Genomic DNA, 17,398 nt, shown 5'->3' with positions numbered 1-17,398 from the left:
AAAATACTCCCGCCGGAGGCTTCCCACCTGACCACCGGCGCCAACATCCGAGGACGATCCGATGATCCCCACTTCATACCCGACCAAAGAAGAGATCGCCCGCCTGTCAGCCCGCATGCTGCTGGAGATCGGCGCGGTGGATTTTAACACCGACACACCGTTCACTCTGGCGTCAGGCCTGCCATCTCCCAGCTATGTCGATTGCCGCAAACTGATCTCCTACCCGCGTATCCGCGCAACCCTGATGGACTTCATGACCATTACAGTGATGCGCAACGCCGGGTTCGAGGCGTTTGACAACATCGCCGGTGGCGAAACCGCTGGCATTCCCTTTGCCGCGCTGGTGGCCGAACGGATGGCACTGCCGATGACCTACGTGCGCAAAAAGCCCAAGGGCTATGGCCGCAATGCCCGCATCGAAGGCGTAATGACTGAAGATGAGCGTGTGCTTCTGGTGGAAGACATGACCACCGATGGTGGCTCGAAATTGTCTTTCGTAGACGCGATCCGCGAAACAGGCGCCACCTGTGGCCATACTGCGGTCATTTTCTACTATGACATCTTCCCCGAAACCACCAAACGTCTGGGCGACCACGGCGTCGAGCTGCACTATCTGTGCACCTGGTGGGACGTTCTGGCCGAAGCCAAGGATCAGAAAGCTTTCAGCACCGAAACGTTGGACGAGGTGGAAACCTTCCTGAAAGATCCCCGGGCCTGGCAGGACGCGCATAAATCCGCCTAAACGACATCGGTTCGGGGGCAAAGCCGCCTGTGGATAAAACCCCCGAATCGTAATCCACCCATAAACCGGCGCCAGTATATCGCGGTTGTTGAGTTTTCCCCCACATCATGTAGAATTTCGCCACGGATCGTAAGATCGCCTTCGGGGTTTATCCCAGTGGGTTGAGCAGTTGTCCCCAAATTGCCCACAGAAAAATACATGTCGCATCCAGCGGGCCTTCGGCCTATTGATTATAGCTCAGATCACGAGAGCAAATATGAACGAATTGACACCCTTCGATGGCCATCAGCCGCCTGCACTGATGCCGGATCAATTGCCCACCGCTGCCGAAACTGCGCCGGAAAGCCCGATGCCGCATTCGGTCGAGGCCGAACAGCAGTTGCTGGGCGCGATTCTGACCAACAATGATGTCTATGATCGCATTGCCTCAATCATCAGTGCCGACCATTTCTACGACCCGGTGCATGCCCGCATCTATGAAATTGCCGCCGCGCGGATTTCCAAGAACACACTGGCCTCTCCGGTGACGCTCAAGGCATTCATGGAAGACGATGATGGCCTGAAAGAACTGGGTGGCCCCGCCTATCTGGCAAAACTGGCAGGCGCCTCAATTTCGGCCTTCGCGGTACGCGACTACGCCCAGATGATCTATGATCTGGCGATCCGTCGCGAGCTGATTGGGCTGGGTCAGGATATTGCTGACAAGGCGCGCCGCGTCGATGTGGCCTCGGAACCCAAGGAACAAATCGTCGAGGCCGAACAATCATTGTATAAACTGGCCGAGCAGGGCCAGACCGAAAGCGGCTTTAAGTCCTTTCTCAAGGCCGTCACCGAAGCGGTCAACGTCACCAACGAGGCCTACCAGCGTGGCGGCGGCATGGCCGGGATTTCCACGGGTCTGGTCGATCTGGACAAACAATTGGGTGGCTTGCACCCGTCGGATTTGTTGATCTTGGCCGGTCGTCCATCGATGGGGAAAACCTCGCTGGCCACCAACATCGCCTATAACGTCGCCAAAGCCTATAAACGCGGCATTAAACCCGACGGCACCGAAGGCGCCGTTGACGGCGGCGTCGTTGGATTTTTCAGCCTCGAGATGAGCGCTGAACAGCTGGCCGGCCGTATCTTGGCCGAAGCTTCGGAAATCTCGTCCCACAAAATCCGTCAGGGTGACATGACCGAGGCCGAGTTTCGCAAGTTCGTTGAGGCCGCCAAGACGCTGGAAAGCTGCCCGCTGTTTATTGATGACACGCCCGCCCTGCCGATCTCACAATTGGCGGCTCGCGCGCGCCGCCTGAAACGAACTCACGGGCTGGACCTGCTGGTGATCGACTACCTGCAGCTGTGCCGTGGTACAGCCGAGAACCGGGTCAACGAAATCGGTGAGATTTCGATGGGTATGAAGGCGATTGCCAAGGAATTGCAGATCCCGGTTGTCGCCCTGTCACAGCTGTCGCGTCAGGTGGAAAACCGCGAAGACAAACGCCCGCAGCTGTCTGATCTTCGTGAATCCGGCTCGATCGAGCAGGATGCCGACGTGGTGATGTTCGTCTACCGCGAAGAATACTATAAAGAACGGGAAAAGCCGGGCGATCACGAGCTGGACAAGATGGAAGAGTGGAAAGAGGCGATGGAACGTCTGCACGCCCGCGCCGAAGTCATCGTCGGCAAGCAGCGGCACGGCCCCATCGGCATTGTCGAACTGGGCTTCGAGGCGCAGTTCACCCGCTTTGGCAACCTTGCCAAAGCCTGGCAAAACGGCCCGCGTGAGGACGAGTACTGATCCCCAACCCTGCACTCTGACCATCCAGTGGCTGGGGTGTCGCGCATGTGACAATGCGGCAGCCCCACACCTCTGGAGGCTAAGTTCCGCCATTTGGTGGATAAATCCCTGATCCAGCATCGGCCAACAGATGCTCAAAACTGATCACAGCGACTATTCCCCCCTTGACCCCTGCCCCGCGCATGTCATGAACGGGCTATGAGTACAGCAAAACTATCAATCAACCTGGATGCCCTGGCCACCAACTGGCGCAACCTTGATGCCCTAAGCGCGGGCGAGACCGCAGCCGTGGTCAAAGCCAATGGCTATGGGCTGGACGTCACCCGTGTTGGCCAAACCCTGGCGCGCGCCGGTGCCCGCAATTTCTTTGTCGCCGCCGCCGAAGAAGGTGTCGCCCTGCGCCGTGCCCTTGGCCCCGATCTGGGGATCTCGGTGTTTTCCGGCCACATGGACGGAGACACCCGGCTGCTGCAGGACTTCAATCTGACACCGATGCTGAATTCTGTCGATCAGATGCTGCGTCACTTTGAAAGCCTGCCCGGCCACAGCTTTGGCGTACAGTTGGACAGTGGCATGAACCGGCTGGGGATGGAGCCCGCCGAATGGGCCGCCCTGCGCGATATCGCTTTGGGGCAAAGTCCGGTCCTGGTGATGTCCCATCTTGCCTGCGCCGATGAGCCAGGCCACCCCATGAATGCGCTACAACTCAAGGTTTTTCGCGAAATGACCGAGGGTGTCGAAGTGCCACGCTCGCTCGCGGCGACCGGGGGGATTTTGCTTGGGTCCGACTATCACTTTGATTTATGCCGCCCCGGCATCGGACTGTATGGCGGCCAGCCCTATGGTGACGCCCTGCCGGTGATCTCGTTGGATCTGCCAGTGATCCAGATCCGCGATGTGCTGCCCGGAGAAAGCGTCGGCTATGGAAATTCCTGGATCGCCCGCCGCCCCACACGCATTGCAACTGTTGCTGCAGGCTATGCCGACGGTCTGATCCGCGCCATGGGGGCAGGTCTCAACGCCTTTGTTGGCGATATAGCTTGCCCACTGGTCGGCCGGGTCTCAATGGATCTGATTACCATTGATGTCACAGATCTAACCGAAGACCCCGAATACCTAAGTCTGATCAACCATCACCAAACCATCGACCATGTGGCCGAGGCCGCCGGCACCATTGGCTATGAAATCCTGACATCGCTGGGCTACCGCTACGCCCGAAGCTACGCCGGATGAGCATTATTTCCGTTCTGGCCCGACTGGGCCGCGTGGTTCTAACCGCGCTCGCCGCGCTTGGTCGCCTGTCTCAGTTCGCCGCCAGCACCTTGACCCATATGCTGCGCCCGCCCTTCTACCCGCGTGAGTTCTTCTCAGCGCTGCTGAATATCGGCTGGTTGTCGCTGCCAGTGGTTGGCCTGACGGCTGTCTTTACCGGTGGCGCCCTCGCCTTGCAGATCTATTCCGGCGGTGCGCGTTTCAACGCTGAGGCGGTGGTGCCACAGATCGTAGCCATCGGCATCGTGCGCGAGTTGGGCCCCGTATTGGTTGGCCTGATGATCGCAGCCCGTGTTACCTCGTCCATTGCGGCTGAAATCGCCACCATGAAGGTGACCGAGCAGATCGACGCGCTGGTCACCCTGTCGACCCACCCAATGAAATACCTCGTCGCCCCGCGCGTTGCGGCCGCCCTGTTCACAGTGCCGCTGCTGGTTGCTGTCGGGGATATCATCGGCATTGCCGGCGGCTATGTGGTCTCCACCCAAAGTCTTGGCTTTAATGCGGCCGCCTATATTAAGAACACCGTCGACTTCCTCGAACTTCGCGACGTGGTGTCCAGCCTTGTCAAAGGCTGCGCTTTTGGCGGCATCGCGGCCACCATGGGCTGCTACTACGGCATGCAATCAGGGCGCGGCGCACAGGGCGTAGGGGCTGCCACCAAATCCTCGGTCGAGGCCGCCGCAATCCTCATCCTCGCCGCCAACTTTGTGCTCACAGGGGTGTTTTTCTCGCTATGATCCGCATGCAAGATGTCCACAAATCCTTTGGCGACAACCGCGTGCTGCGCGGCATGGACCTGCACATCCCCAAAGGCACCTCGATGGTGATCATCGGTGGCTCGGGCACTGGCAAGTCCGTGGCCCTGAAATCGGTGCTTGGCCTGATAAAGCTGGACAGCGGCACCATCCTTGTCGATGGCAAGCCATCAGACAGCGGCGACCGCGATGCCTTCCTTGCCCGTTTTGGTATGCTGTTCCAGGGCGGCGCGCTGTTTGACTCGCTCCCGGTCTGGCAAAACGTCGCCTTCCGCCTGCTGCGCGGCACCCTGAAGCGCCCAGTGGACGAGGCCCGCGAGATCGCCATCGAGAAACTGCGCCGCGTTGGTCTGAAAGCCGACGTTGCCGACCGCCTGCCCGCCGAGCTGTCCGGTGGCATGCAAAAACGCGTCGGTCTCGCCCGCGCCATCGCCGCCGAGCCCGAGATCATCTTCTTTGACGAACCCACCACTGGGCTGGACCCGATCATGTCCGGCGTCATCAACGACCTGATCCGCGAGATCGTGGTCGAAATGGGCGCCACCGCCATGACCATCACCCACGACATGTCTTCGGTCCGCGCCATCGCCGACAACGTCGCCATGCTGCACGACGGCGTAATCCAATGGACCGGTCCCGTGGCCGATATGGATGCCTCGGGCGATCCCTATCTGGATCAGTTTATCCACGGCCGCGCGGAGGGGCCGATCGAGGCGGTTCGGTGATTTTGTTCGTCGAGGTACTTACAGCGGTCGCAATCCTCGCGATCGAAACCTCCGTCCATTTGCTCAGCCTTGTTTTCTCATCTACTTGGCTTGCAACGCGTACAAAAGGGGCTACCCGTTTCAGTTACTGTGTAACAGCGCTGACTTCCTTTCACCTCTTCGCAGGCATTATGCTCGTGGTGTTCGATGTCGCTCCGGCATTCCTGTTGTCCGCCCTCTATTCTAAAACGGTCATCACCTTATCACTTGTCGTCCTGTTGTTTTCCATCGCAGTACCGGTTTCTTTAACAAAATTAGCTTTAGGGATCCCAGTAAAAACCGCTGTCGATGAAGAACCGGGAAGCAGCGAAGGGCTATATCTAATATCCATATTTCTGGCTATCGCAGTGATTGTGGGCATTGCCAATATTGCCACAACACAGTCGTCCCGAAAATCTCTGAAACAAGAACTATGCGAGGCCGCTCTCAGCAAGGTCGATGACAATTTGATTGGAAATGGGGCAAAGATGTTGCGCTGGCTTGACGATCACACTGAAAAAGATCTCGCAAGTTTGCAAGATTGTTTAGATACCCAACCCGACCTCTAACTGATAGTTTATAACCTTATTTGCTGGGATTAATGATGATTTTGTTTCGCCCCACCGGCCAAAAAGAGCTGGATTTGATAAAAGAAAGTGGCTGGAAACTCTGGCCTCCTCGTTTGCCAGAACAGCCAATTTTCTATCCTGTTACGACCTTTGATTACGCGGAAAAAATCGCCCGCGATTGGAACTCAGTGTTAACGGCGCCTGACAACATTGGCTACGTCACGCGGTTTGAAGTCTCGCGCGAGATCGAGCAAAAATATCCGATCCAAGTCGCTGGCGGCAAGGAACACACAGAGCTTTGGGTGCCTGCCGAGGATCTGGAAACATTCAACACAGGGATCGTTGGACTAATTGAAATCGTCGCCACCTATCGAGATGGTCAGCGCGTTGCTTAGTGCTCGACTTCATCTTTTCCTAAATACTCCCGCCGGAGGCGTCCCACCCTAGACCCGCGCCGGACCTTGGACAGGTGAAAAGCGCCTTCCCGGGGGAGTGAAAACCGTCTCGGAATTGATCCGGGGGATCATTTCAGGTTTGAACAGGCGGAGCTAAGTCAGGCGCGGGTCAGGCAACATGTGACCCAACCCAAAAAACCAATTTCCCGACAAGGAAACTCACCAAAATGATTCTCATCCTCCTGATGTTCCTCTGCCTCCCCCTGGCAATCCTTTTCTCTTTCCTCGCCAGCTTCCCGGTTCTGACGCAAAACCGCCCCCTCGGCACCGCCATCCTGATCACCAGCCTGCTCTCCGCCCTCTCCGTCCTGTGGGAACTGCGCTTTGACATCAGCCCAATCGCTAACATGTTCACCTACGACCAGCTCAGCGTCAATTTGCAGTCTTACTTCATGGCGTTCTACATCCTGAGTTTCGCACTGACCCTGCTGGCCCGCCTGCGCTGGAACCGGGACCACGGCCGTGGTATCCTCCTGATCCTCGCCATTGTGTTCTGGGTCCTCGCCCCTGCCCCACATGTCCTGATCAGCCCCAGCGCCTTCATGCACTAGCCGGGAAACCCTACAGAACTTTCCCCTCTTCCATTCTGTGCCAGAACCCCCAAGTCTGTCAGGCTAAAGATTTTAGGAATTTGACCCGAATGACCATCCGTCTGCTCACCCTGTCCCTGCTTGTCCTCTACCCAGTGGCCTGGTTCGCCCCCCTGATGCATGCGGGCCTACTGCCGATCTTCGGCCTCAGCGAGATTAGCGTCATCACCGGATTGCAAAGCCTCTGGGGCAGCGATGTCATTCTTGCCCTTGTGGTCACCACCTTTGCCATTTTCGCGCCCTATCTGAAAACCATCGGCTTGGCTCTGGTCCAATGGAACCTGCTCGATCCCCGTGCCCAGCCGGTTTTGCACATCCTTGGCAAACTCGCCATGGCCGACGTCTTCCTGATCGCGTTGTACATCACCCTGGCCAAGGGCATCGGCTACGTCACGATCGAGGTCGCATGGGGGCTTTATATGTTCACCGGCTGCATCCTGTCTTCCATCACACTTGGCCTGATCTCCGAAAAACGCCGGGGCTGATCCGCCCCCTATGTCAGTCCCCCGCACCGCGCCGCGCAGCGGCGCCATGCCCAAGCCTGCAAAGGCGCGGGAGTGCGCCGCTTGCGGCTTGAACAAACCCTGAACATGGGGCACAAAGCCGATATGGCCAAATCAAAAACCTTCTCCTGTTCCGCCTGTAACGCCAGCTTCTCTAAATGGGCGGGGCGCTGCGAAACCTGTGGCGAATGGAACTCTTTGTCAGAAACCGCCGCCCTTTCAACCGGGCCCGGCAAGAAATCGCTGGGCAACACCCGTGGCAGCACAATTGTGCTCAGCGATCTGGCGACAAATGAAACACCTCCCCCCCGTACCCTCTGCGGCGTGGGCGAACTCGACCGGGTGCTGGGTGGTGGGCTGGTCTCAGGTTCGGCTATTTTGGTTGGCGGTGATCCCGGTATTGGTAAATCCACACTGCTGTTACAAGCCGCTGCCCAGTTCGCCCGCACGGGGGTAAAAACCATCTACGTCAGCGGCGAAGAAGCCACCGCTCAGGTCCGTATGCGCGCGCAACGGCTGGAATTGTCCCAGGCGCCGGTACAGCTGGCAGCGGAAACAAATCTGCGCGACATCCTCACCACGCTTGAGGCCGAAAAACCCCAGCTGGTGATCATCGATTCTATCCAGACCATGTGGGTCGACAATGTGGACAGCGCCCCCGGCTCGGTCAGTCAGGTCCGCGCTGCTGCGCATGAATTGACCAGCTTTGCCAAGCGCAATAATATCTCGATCATCATGGTCGGCCATGTCACCAAGGACGGCCAGATCGCCGGACCGCGCATCGTCGAACATATGGTCGACACGGTGCTCTATTTTGAAGGCGAACGCGGCCATCAGTTTCGCATCCTGCGTGCGGTCAAAAACCGCTTTGGCCCAGCCGACGAGATTGGCGTCTTTGAAATGACCGGCCGTGGATTGTCCGAGGTCATCAACCCGTCGGCCCTGTTCCTGTCCGAACGTGGCGAACCCAGCCCCGGATCTGTGGTATTTGCTGGCATCGAAGGCACCCGCCCTGTGCTGGTGGAAATGCAGGCCCTGGTCGCGCCCTCGCCGCATTCGCAGCCCCGCCGCACGGTGGTTGGCTGGGATGGCGGACGGTTGGCGATGATTCTCGCCGTGCTCGAGGCGCGCTGCGGCATCCCCTTTGCTGGGCTTGATGTCTATCTCAACGTGGCTGGTGGCATGAAAATCTCAGAGCCCGCCGCCGATCTGGCAGTGGCCGCCGCCCTGCTGAGTGCGCGCGAAGACACCTCACTCCCCGCCGATACTGTCATTTTCGGAGAAATATCCCTATCTGGCGCCCTCAGACCGGCCCCTCAGACAGAAAACCGGTTGAAAGAGGCGCAGAAACTTGGTTTTACCGCCGCAATAGCTCCAAGCGGTGGCAAGTCGATCTCGATGAAAGGGATCAATTTACGCCGAGTAACCGATTTAACAGGATTTGTTGGCGATTTCTTTGGGGCCGGCTAAGGTCGCACAAAATACCAATCGCGAATTTAACGGGCGAGGCACATGGAAGGTTTCACAATAATTGACGGGGTTGTCGCCCTGATCATCGTAGTATCGGCATTGCTGGCCTATGCACGCGGCTTTGCCCGCGAGGCCATGGCCATTGCCGGATGGATTGCCGCCGCAGTGCTGGCCTTTATCTTTGCGCCGCAGGTCGAACCGCTGATGGCCGAGATCCCGGTGCTTGGCGAGTTCATATCGGACAGTTGCGAGTTGTCGATCATCACCGCCTTTGCTGCGGTCTTTGCTCTCGCGCTGATCGTGGTCTCGTTCTTTACGCCACTGTTCTCATCGCTGGTGCAACGTTCGGCGATCGGTGGGTTGGACCAGGGGGCTGGCTTCTTCTTTGGCGTATTGCGCGGCATTCTATTGGTGGCAATCGGCTTCTTTCTTTACGATGTCGTGATGACCGGACAATCGTTTACAATGGTTGACGAAAGCCGCTCGGCCGTAGTGTTCGAAAGCATGATCGGCAAAATCGAAGACCGCGATCCAGAGCAGGCTTTGGGCTGGGTTACCCAGCAGTATGAGAACCTGATCGGCAATTGCCAAAAGTAAACGTTCAGAAATGACCGCAGAAGGGCGCCCATTGGGCGCCCTTTTTCGTGCGGATACCTTATTTATACCTCAATTGCGTGCCGCCCCACTCGCAATAGTTAACATCAAGTTTCTCGGTTAACCTTTTATTAACGAAAGAGAATCGATTGATTCTCGATTTTTCACAAAGTCGACCCAAGAGAGCCAATGGTTAACAAAATCTACCCTAGGCAGGCCAATTGGTTAACAAATGGCGCTAAAAATACCCAATTATCCCCGAAAAAGGAACCAAATCCGCAATCGGCCCCATCCGTGCCTCAATTCGGACCAATTTCGCTGGCCATGTAGAGCCAAGACAGAACGTCAGGCACTCTCGACCAGAAGGAACGACACAATGCTACTGGATCACTTCAACTCTTTCGCAGACTTCCAGTCGGTGAACCTGCTGATGACTACTCCGGTAACCAAGCCTGAACCACGTCCAGCCCGCCGGGCCCGTCCCCAGGCCGGAGGTTTCCTTCCCGATACTTTAGTAGAGACCGACACTGGTTTTGTTCAGGTGCGTGACGTAAAAGTCGGCGACAAGATCTACACTCTGGATGGCGGTTGCCAAGAAGTGAAATCGGTCAGCCAAAGCGTCCCCCGTCTGACAACTCTCGTTCGCGTCCCTGCCGGTGCCCTTGGTAACGACGTTGACCTGATGCTGCCGTCTGATCAGATGGTCGCGCTGGAACTGGACACTGCTGAGCGTCTTTTTGATGTTTCACTGGTCATGACCCGCCTGATTTCACTGGTTGGCTACAAAGGAATCAGCCCGGCCCTGCCCGAGCGTATGCCCCGCATCCACCTTAAATTCCAAGAAGAAGAACTGATCTGGGCCGAAAGCGGCATGCTGTTGCAGGTCGCAGGTGACAGTCTCGACTCGGCGTTTCGCAAACTGTCCCTGACCGAGACACGCCAAATCCTTGCCAGTGAAGATGGCCGCGCCCTTGCCCTGACCGGGTTGGACCCAGCGCCAGCCCCGACACCCAGCCCCCTTGACGAAATTCTGATGCCAATGGCGGCCTGAACACCCATTGCTCCCCGACTGTCAGGCCCGCCTCGTGCGGGCCTTCTTTTTGGGCGCTCACACCTCGCTGCATCACAGGAAAAAATCAGAGGTCCATTAATTGTGATCCTTTGGTGACAAGCAGAGCCTAAGGCTCTATGTCGAGGCCAACGTCCCCAACGGATTCGAAGCTAACCGCCTTGCCGATACCGAAGATGACATCTGTTCCCACCTTTGAAAGTGATCTGCTGCGCAAGAATTGCGCACCCGGCTTTCACATTTGGGATAACGAAAGTATCGGGCAGACCAAATTGACAAGGCTAAAGCAACGAGACATCGAAGGGACCATTATGGCCACGGCCATAAGAATAGACACGGCTGAGCCTGCTCAGTTGACGCAAAACTCAATGTGAAAGTGGAGCCACTGAATGTGTGGGATTTTGGGGATCGCTAACCGGAACGAAGATGTCTTTGCTGAGATCTATGATGGTTTGCTGATGCTACAGCATCGTGGTCAGGACGCGTCTGGCATCGTCACCTTTACCGGTGAAAACTTCCGCGAGCATAAGGCCAACGGTCTGGTCAAAGATGTGTTCAACGCAGACGTGGCAAAAAAACTGACCGGAAAAATCGGCATCGGGCATGTCCGGTATCCGACCGCAGGCTCGCTCAGTGCTGCCGAAGCGCAGCCTTTCTTTGTGAACGCGCCCTACGGCATCTACCTTGTTCACAATGGCAACATCACCAATACAACCGAGCAGCGCGAAAAGATCATCGGCAAATACAGCCGCCATTTGCGCACCACCTCGGATTCTGAAATTCTGTTGAACGTGCTGGCCGATAAAATCTCGGACAGCATCAAGGTCAACGGCACAGGCGACCCCAAGCGCAACCTGTTTGCTGGCGTGAAAATGACCATGGAGCGCATTCAGGGCGCCTATTCGGTCATTACCCTGATCGCCGGCGTCGGCATGATGGCCTTTCGCGACCCGCATGGCATTCGCCCTCTGTCCATCGCGCAGCGCGTAAACGAAGACGGTGGACATGAATACGCCTTTGCCTCGGAAGATGTGGCCTTTGGCATCAACGGCTTTGAAAAGCTGCGCGATGTGAACCCAGGCGAAGCAGTGCTGGTTGACCTGGACGGCAATATGCACAGTTTTCAGGCGATCGAGGGTAAACTGACACCCTGTATTTTCGAATATGTCTACCTGGCCCGACCTGATTCCATGCTGGATGGCATTTCGGTTTATAAGACCCAACTGCGGATGGGGCAGACGCTTGCCAAGCAAATTCAGGATTCAGGGCTGGAGATCGACAGCATCATCCCAGTCCCGGACTCTGCCCGCCCGGTGGCTCTGGAAGTGGCCAATGCCACGGGAATTCGCTACCGTGAAGGCTTGGTCAAGAACCGCTATGTGGGTCGTACATTCATCATGCCCGGCCAGGCGGAACGCCAGAAATCCGTACGTCGCAAGCTGAATGCTATCCCGCTTGAGATGAAGGGTCTGAATGTCATGCTGATCGATGATTCGATTGTGCGTGGAAATACCATCAAAAAGATCGTCGAGATGTGCCGAGTGGCTGGTGCAAACAAAGTTTATGTGGCCAGCGCGTCACCGCCGGTGAAATTCCCCAATGTCTATGGGATCGATATGCCGACCAAGCGCGAATTGGTTGCCGACAACAGAACGCTCGAAGAAATCCGGGTTGAGCTGGGGGCTGATGCGCTCATCTATCAGAAATTGGAAGATCTGATCTGGGCCGCAAAAGAGGGTAACAAAGACATCGAACAGTTTGATTGTTCTTGTTTTGATGGCGAGTACCTGACTGGCAGCGTCAGCGAAGATTATCTGACCAAACTCGAAACCAGCGGCCGCGTCAGCGACAAGATCAATGACATGCCGACAGCCGGCGACTCGTGGAATGGGTCCAAACTTGCAACGTCGGGATGACCCCTGCGAACGGAATATCCCATAAGGCAACGGGCCGGATCCCGCCGTTGGAAATTCCACAGCAATCGAATGTTTGAAATCCTGTGCTGAGCAGAGTAAGAGCTCGAATCAACTCATTTGAAGGCGCTGACCCATTGGTCGGCGCTTTTTCCTTTGCCCAACGAAAGGCCCGCCTCTTGGACGCGCATCTTGCCCGTATGTTGACTTCGTCACGTCAGTGCCGCTGTTGTGGTGCCACCTTTGCGCAACTGCTTAGTCTGGCCTGCGACCGCCCTGATCTGTGCCCCGAGGACACGCCTCAACAGGACAACGCGGCGATTACGGCCGAAACAGGCGATGTCCTTACCGATGATTTCTGTCGCATCGGCAATTTGCACTTTGTGCGCTGTATCTTGGCGATTTCGCTGATTGGGGGCGACGAAGAAGAATTTGTTCTGGGCACATGGGCCAGTGTCAGTGCTGAGGACTTCGTAGATTATCTGGATTTGTTTGACATGCCTGAGACCGAGGGGCTGGGCAAACGTCCAGCATGGCTGTCAAACGCCATTCCTCCGGGTGTCGGAGAGCCGGTGGCCGGTATGTTGAACATGCGCTCGCCGGGACAATACCCCGAGATGACAATTTCAGAAACCAGCCACCCGCTGTACTCGTTGCAGAAAAAAGGTGCCAATCTCGAAGAGCTGTTCGAGCTGCTGTATAGCTATGGCCATGACATGGCGTCACTGGTCTATGATTCCTGACCTCGGCCACAATTGAATTTCAAGGGTGGCCTGGCCACCTGCCCTTATTTGCATGGGTGTTGCGCAGAAAGCCGCCAGTCTCCTCTCTGCTACGCAACAACCCGCGCACCGTCTTTTTCTCACCCTGTTCCCCCGGATCCGCGGCTGCTAAGCGCCGCGGGCGAAAGACACATGTGGCCACATAACCGTGGCCTTGAGGATACGACATGACCAATACTACAGTGGCCAAACTGGCCACTCAAGATAATGCGCTTGACCAGAGATCTCTGGCCTTGATGGGACTGTTTGGTCCAGCCGAAGATCTCACCGCCCTAGTGCGCCTGCCCAGCGGCCGTGTTCGCCGGGTCAGTCGCGGTGCCCGGCTGTCATCCGGTCGAGTCGTCGGGATTGATGCAAAGGGCGTTTTGTTTGAAAAAAACGGCACCACGCGCCGGATTGTCATGCCCGGTGGTTAATCCGTCGCAGCATGCCCCCTTGACCCGCTGGTGCGCTCGGACCAAAAGGCTGCCATGACACAGAAACTTGCTCTTATCACCGGCGCCTCGCGCGGCCTGGGTGCCGCGCTGGCCGAAGCGCTTGCGCCAACTCACCACATCCTTGCAGTGGCCCGCACCACCGGCGCTCTGGAAGAGTTGGATGATCGCATTCAGGCGGCTGGCGGCAGCGCCACCCTGGCTCCGATGGATATCACTGACACAGGCGCCATGGCGACGCTGTGCCGTGGCATCCATGACCGTTGGGGTCAGTTGGATGTCTGGCTGCATAGTGCCATCCACCCGGTGCCTTTAAGCCCGGCGAATTTTGTCGCAGGCAAGGATTGGGACAAGTCACTCGCCGTCAATGCCAGTGCTGCAGCCCTGTTGATGTCTTACGTGGCACCCCTGTTGGGACAAAACGGCCAAGCGGCATTCTTTGATGATCCCCGCGCCGGGCAAAAGTTCTTTGGCACCTATGGCGCCACCAAGGCAGCGCAGATCGCGTTGGCGCGCTCTTGGCAGGCTGAGACTGAGAAAACCGGCCCCAGGGTCTCTATTCTTACACCACAGCCAATGCCCACCGCCCTGCGCTCGCGCTTTTTCCCGGGCGAAGATCGCAGTGTTCTTGCCAGCCCGGCAGACGAAGCCAAACGTCTGTTGGCAGAGCTGCAGTTGCGCTGAATCCAGGCAGGTTCAATGGCGAACTGTGTCCCAGTGGTGCGTGCAAATACGCACCGCGCACCCGCAGGTTTGGTATTTGAAAAAAAATGCCAATGTTAAATCAGTAGAGCTCCTGAACCGTTCCTGGCTAACTTAGCAGGCATTTCTGTGACACCTGGGTCAACACTGGCCAAGGGTTGTCTTTCAACAACGGCAGGGTCTTGCCCCGTTTGCTGCCACCGCCTATGCAGATACAAACCACCACCAAAGGGCGAAACATGCGTATTCTCATCACCAATGACGACGGCATCAGCGCTCCGGGGCTAGTGGTGCTAGACAATATTGCAAAAACGCTGGCCGGTCCGCAGGGCGAAGTCTGGACCGTGGCGCCAGCCTTTGAGCAGTCCGGCGTTGGTCATTGCATCAGCTATACTCATCCCACCATGCTGACCAAACTGGGAGAGCGTCGCTTTGCTGCCGAAGGGTCACCGGCTGACTGCGTTCTGGCCGGCTTGCATGTGGTCATGAAGGATGCGCCACCCGATCTCGTCTTATCCGGTGTCAATCGCGGCAATAATTCCGCCGAAAACGCATTGTATTCTGGCACGTTAGGCGCAGCAATCGAGGCCGCGCTACAGGGTGTCCCGGCGATTGGCCTGTCGCAATTCTTCGGCCCCAAGAACTATGACATTGCCAATCCGTTTGACGCGGCAGCCACCCATGGGGCCGCACTGATCTCGCGTATCATCGAGGCCGGTGTTCAGTCAAATCAGGACTACGGCCTGTTCTACAACATCAACTTTCCGCCGGTCCCAGCCGCCGAAGTCAAAGGCACTCGTGTTGCCGCGCAGGGGTTCCGTCCCGGCACCTCGTTCACCGCCGAGCCGCAGTTATCGCCGACCGGGCGGCCCTATTTGTGGATCAAGGGCGGCGATCAGCATATCGCCACCGCGCCGGGCACAGATGCTGCGGTCAATCTGGATGGTTACATCTCGGTCACCCCGATGCGCGCCGATCTGACCGCCCATGACGCGCTGGAGGCCCTGAAAGTCATTCAATGAGCAGTCCCGATCCCGAAACCAAAATGCAGTTCCTCTATTCCCTGCGCTCCAAGGGAGTAACCGAGGCGCGGGTTCTGAATGCAATGGAAGAGGTCGATCGCGGCCCGTTTATTCGTGGGCTTTTTGCCCAACGGGCCTACGAGGACATGCCGCTGCCAATTGCTTGTGGACAGACGATCTCGCAGCCTTCGGTGGTGGGGTTGATGACCCAGGCTTTGCAAGTATCGCCGCGCGACACCGTGCTAGAGGTTGGCACCGGTTCGGGGTATCAGGCTGCGATCCTGTCCAAGCTGGCACGCCGCGTCTATACGATCGACCGACACGCCCGATTGGTGCGCGAGGCCCGGCAACTTTTTGACAGCCTCCAATTGAGCAATATCACCTCGCTGGTCGGCGATGGCAGCCATGGTCTGCCCGATCAGGCGCCCTTTGACCGGATTCTGGTCACAGCCGCCGCAGAGGACCCTCCGGGCCCCCTGTTGGCGCAGCTTAAGATCGGCGGTATTATGGTGGTGCCTGTTGGCCAATCCGATACGGTTCAAACCCTGATCCGGGTTCTGAAGACCGAAAACGGGTTGGAATATGATGAATTACGCCCAGTTCGTTTTGTCCCCCTCCTTGAGGGCCTGGGCAAAGAGACATAGATACCCGTTAACGGGGCTCATTCGGGGCCTTTTGACCGCCACCCTGGCGCCACACATGATTGAACGATTGTATACCCCCGGACCAAAAGGGGAATCGCATTTCGAGGAGAGCAGAATGCCGATGACCTCCACGCGCACCCGCCGCACGATAGGCAAACTGACACGCAGTACCGCCATCTTGTCCGTGCTCATCCTGGTCGCGGCCTGTGAAGGGCCGCTGGACTACGACATGCGGGGCCAGATCGGAGCCTTCAATACCTCCAACGCTGCGCAGAACGCCACCACTGGCCGCCCTGATGCAGATGAACGAGGGTTGATCACCTACCCCAATTACCAAGTGGCCGTTGCCCGGCGCGGTGATACTGTTTCCGACATCGCTACACGGGTCGGATTGCCGGTGGACGAGGTTGCCCGGTTCAATGGTGTACAACCCGGAGACAAGCTGCGCCCCGGAGAGGTTCTGGCCCTGCCGCGCCGCGCGCCGGATCAGGTGATCTCAAACGGTGAAACCAATCCAGGCTCGATAGATATCGAGTCTCTTGCAGGATCTGCCATTGACGGTGCTGCTACCACCTCACCCAATCCAGGATCTGTGACCACAACCCAATTGCAGCCCGCCCCGGCCAGAATTGAACCACCCGCCGTCCAGGATGGCCCCGAGCCTGTGCGCCACAAAGTGGAACGCGGCGAAACTGCCTATACAATTTCACGCCTGTATCAGGTGCCGGTCAAGGCGCTGGTTGAATGGAACGGGTTGGGCAGTGACTTTGCCATCCGTGAAGGCCAATATCTGCTGATCCCTCTCAAGGATCAGTCGGCACCTGCCGTGGCCTCTCCTGCGGCCGTCACCACCGTGACCGTTCCCGGACAGGGCACCACCACGCCAACCCCGCCCAGCTCAACCAAGCCATTGCCGCAGGAAGATGTGACTGCCATCGCCGAAGCACCGGCTTTGCCCGATGTCGAAGTTCCACAACCGACCCGCAACAGCCAGGCCGCTATGGGCTACCCGGTGCAGGGCAAGATCATCCGCACCTATTCCAAGGGCAAGAATGACGGTATCGACATCGCAGCCGCAGCCGGATCACCGGTCAGAGCAGCGCGCAGTGGCACAGTCGCTGCTATCACCGCCGATTCCAATAAGGTGCCGATCATTGTCATCCGCCATGATGACAAGCTGCTGACCGTCTATGCCAACGTCGACAACATCGCGATCAAAAAGGGCGACAAAGTCAGCCGGGGTCAAACCATTGCCACCCTGCGCAGTGGCGACGATGCCTATGTCCATTTTGAGGTCCGCGATGGGTTCGACTCCGTCGATCCACTGCCATATTTGCAGTAAAACACAGGCAA

At 57.4% G+C, this 17,398-nt stretch carries 19 protein-coding genes; all 19 read left to right on the top strand.

The genetic code is table 11. From position 1 onward, the window contains the following. Positions 1-61: 61 nt before the first annotated feature. The 19 genes from EBB79_RS06785 (at position 62) to EBB79_RS06695 (ending at position 17,387) form a co-directional block, all read left to right on the top strand. Positions 62-742: an orotate phosphoribosyltransferase gene (locus EBB79_RS06785; protein WP_127748198.1), complete on the top strand. Its 681-nt coding sequence runs from the start codon at positions 62-64 to the stop codon at positions 740-742. Between the two features lie 256 nt (positions 743-998). Further along, a complete protein-coding gene (locus EBB79_RS06780; RefSeq protein ID WP_177627782.1) occupies positions 999-2,525 on the top strand; it encodes a replicative DNA helicase in 1,527 nt (508 codons plus the stop codon). Between the two features lie 198 nt (positions 2,526-2,723). Continuing rightward, entirely contained in the window at positions 2,724-3,758 is a 1,035-nt protein-coding gene (gene alr / locus EBB79_RS06775; protein ID WP_127748197.1) for an alanine racemase, read from the top strand. Further along, positions 3,755-4,537 carry an MlaE family ABC transporter permease gene (locus EBB79_RS06770; protein ID WP_127748196.1) on the top strand — a complete coding sequence of 261 codons (783 nt, stop codon included), beginning with the start codon at positions 3,755-3,757 and terminating at the stop codon, positions 4,535-4,537. Before alr ends, EBB79_RS06770 begins: the two co-directional genes overlap by 4 nt. After that, positions 4,534-5,280, top strand: a complete 747-nt coding sequence (locus EBB79_RS06765) for an ABC transporter ATP-binding protein (RefSeq protein ID WP_127748195.1) — start codon at positions 4,534-4,536, stop codon at positions 5,278-5,280. The genes EBB79_RS06770 and EBB79_RS06765 overlap by 4 nt, the downstream gene beginning before the upstream one ends. Further along, the gene (locus EBB79_RS06760; protein ID WP_127748194.1) at positions 5,277-5,867 is read left to right on the top strand and encodes a hypothetical protein; all 591 of its coding nucleotides are present in this window, start codon (positions 5,277-5,279) and stop codon (positions 5,865-5,867) included. Before EBB79_RS06765 ends, EBB79_RS06760 begins: the two co-directional genes overlap by 4 nt. A 35-nt stretch (positions 5,868-5,902) precedes the next feature. After that, positions 5,903-6,262, top strand: coding sequence for an ADP-ribosylation/crystallin J1 (locus EBB79_RS06755; RefSeq protein ID WP_127750911.1), 360 nt, complete (start codon positions 5,903-5,905; stop codon positions 6,260-6,262). Between the two features lie 227 nt (positions 6,263-6,489). Beyond that, positions 6,490-6,873, top strand: a complete 384-nt coding sequence (locus tag EBB79_RS06750) for a hypothetical protein (RefSeq protein ID WP_127748193.1) — start codon at positions 6,490-6,492, stop codon at positions 6,871-6,873. An 89-nt stretch (positions 6,874-6,962) separates the two neighbouring features. Beyond that, positions 6,963-7,397 (top strand): paraquat-inducible protein A, encoded by a 435-nt coding sequence (locus EBB79_RS06745; RefSeq protein WP_127748192.1) that lies wholly within the window; start codon positions 6,963-6,965, stop codon positions 7,395-7,397. Positions 7,398-7,520: 123 nt separating this feature from the next. Continuing rightward, positions 7,521-8,885, top strand: a complete 1,365-nt coding sequence (radA, locus tag EBB79_RS06740) for a DNA repair protein RadA (protein WP_127750910.1) — start codon at positions 7,521-7,523, stop codon at positions 8,883-8,885. Between the two features lie 42 nt (positions 8,886-8,927). Further along, a complete protein-coding gene (locus EBB79_RS06735; RefSeq protein WP_127748191.1) occupies positions 8,928-9,482 on the top strand; it encodes a CvpA family protein in 555 nt (184 codons plus the stop codon). Between the two features lie 373 nt (positions 9,483-9,855). Continuing rightward, positions 9,856-10,530, top strand: coding sequence for a Hint domain-containing protein (locus tag EBB79_RS06730; protein WP_127748190.1), 675 nt, complete (start codon positions 9,856-9,858; stop codon positions 10,528-10,530). Between the two features lie 407 nt (positions 10,531-10,937). Further along, the gene (gene purF / locus EBB79_RS06725) at positions 10,938-12,464 is read left to right on the top strand and encodes an amidophosphoribosyltransferase (protein ID WP_127748189.1); all 1,527 of its coding nucleotides are present in this window, start codon (positions 10,938-10,940) and stop codon (positions 12,462-12,464) included. A gap of 197 nt (positions 12,465-12,661) precedes the next feature. Then, on the top strand, positions 12,662-13,204 hold the full coding sequence (locus tag EBB79_RS06720) for a DUF2199 domain-containing protein (protein ID WP_127750909.1): 543 nt from the start codon (positions 12,662-12,664) through the stop codon (positions 13,202-13,204). Positions 13,205-13,410: 206 nt separating this feature from the next. Then, on the top strand, positions 13,411-13,659 hold the full coding sequence (locus EBB79_RS06715) for a hypothetical protein (protein WP_127748188.1): 249 nt from the start codon (positions 13,411-13,413) through the stop codon (positions 13,657-13,659). A 54-nt stretch (positions 13,660-13,713) separates the two neighbouring features. Continuing rightward, on the top strand, positions 13,714-14,361 hold the full coding sequence (locus tag EBB79_RS06710) for an SDR family NAD(P)-dependent oxidoreductase (protein ID WP_127748187.1): 648 nt from the start codon (positions 13,714-13,716) through the stop codon (positions 14,359-14,361). 257 nt (positions 14,362-14,618) lie between these two features. Next, positions 14,619-15,401 (top strand): 5'/3'-nucleotidase SurE, encoded by a 783-nt coding sequence (gene surE / locus EBB79_RS06705; protein WP_127748186.1) that lies wholly within the window; start codon positions 14,619-14,621, stop codon positions 15,399-15,401. Then, on the top strand, positions 15,398-16,045 hold the full coding sequence (locus tag EBB79_RS06700; RefSeq protein WP_127748185.1) for a protein-L-isoaspartate(D-aspartate) O-methyltransferase: 648 nt from the start codon (positions 15,398-15,400) through the stop codon (positions 16,043-16,045). Before surE ends, EBB79_RS06700 begins: the two co-directional genes overlap by 4 nt. Before the next feature lie 115 nt (positions 16,046-16,160). After that, positions 16,161-17,387, top strand: a complete 1,227-nt coding sequence (locus EBB79_RS06695; protein WP_420850371.1) for a peptidoglycan DD-metalloendopeptidase family protein — start codon at positions 16,161-16,163, stop codon at positions 17,385-17,387. The last annotated feature ends 11 nt before the right edge of the window (positions 17,388-17,398 follow it).

It is taken from the genome of Parasedimentitalea marina, from assembly GCF_004006175.1.
Lineage (GTDB): Bacteria > Pseudomonadota > Alphaproteobacteria > Rhodobacterales > Rhodobacteraceae > Parasedimentitalea > Parasedimentitalea marina.
The sequence above is the reverse complement of the archived record's forward strand: the minus strand, read 5'-3'. Positions and strand labels throughout refer to the sequence as shown.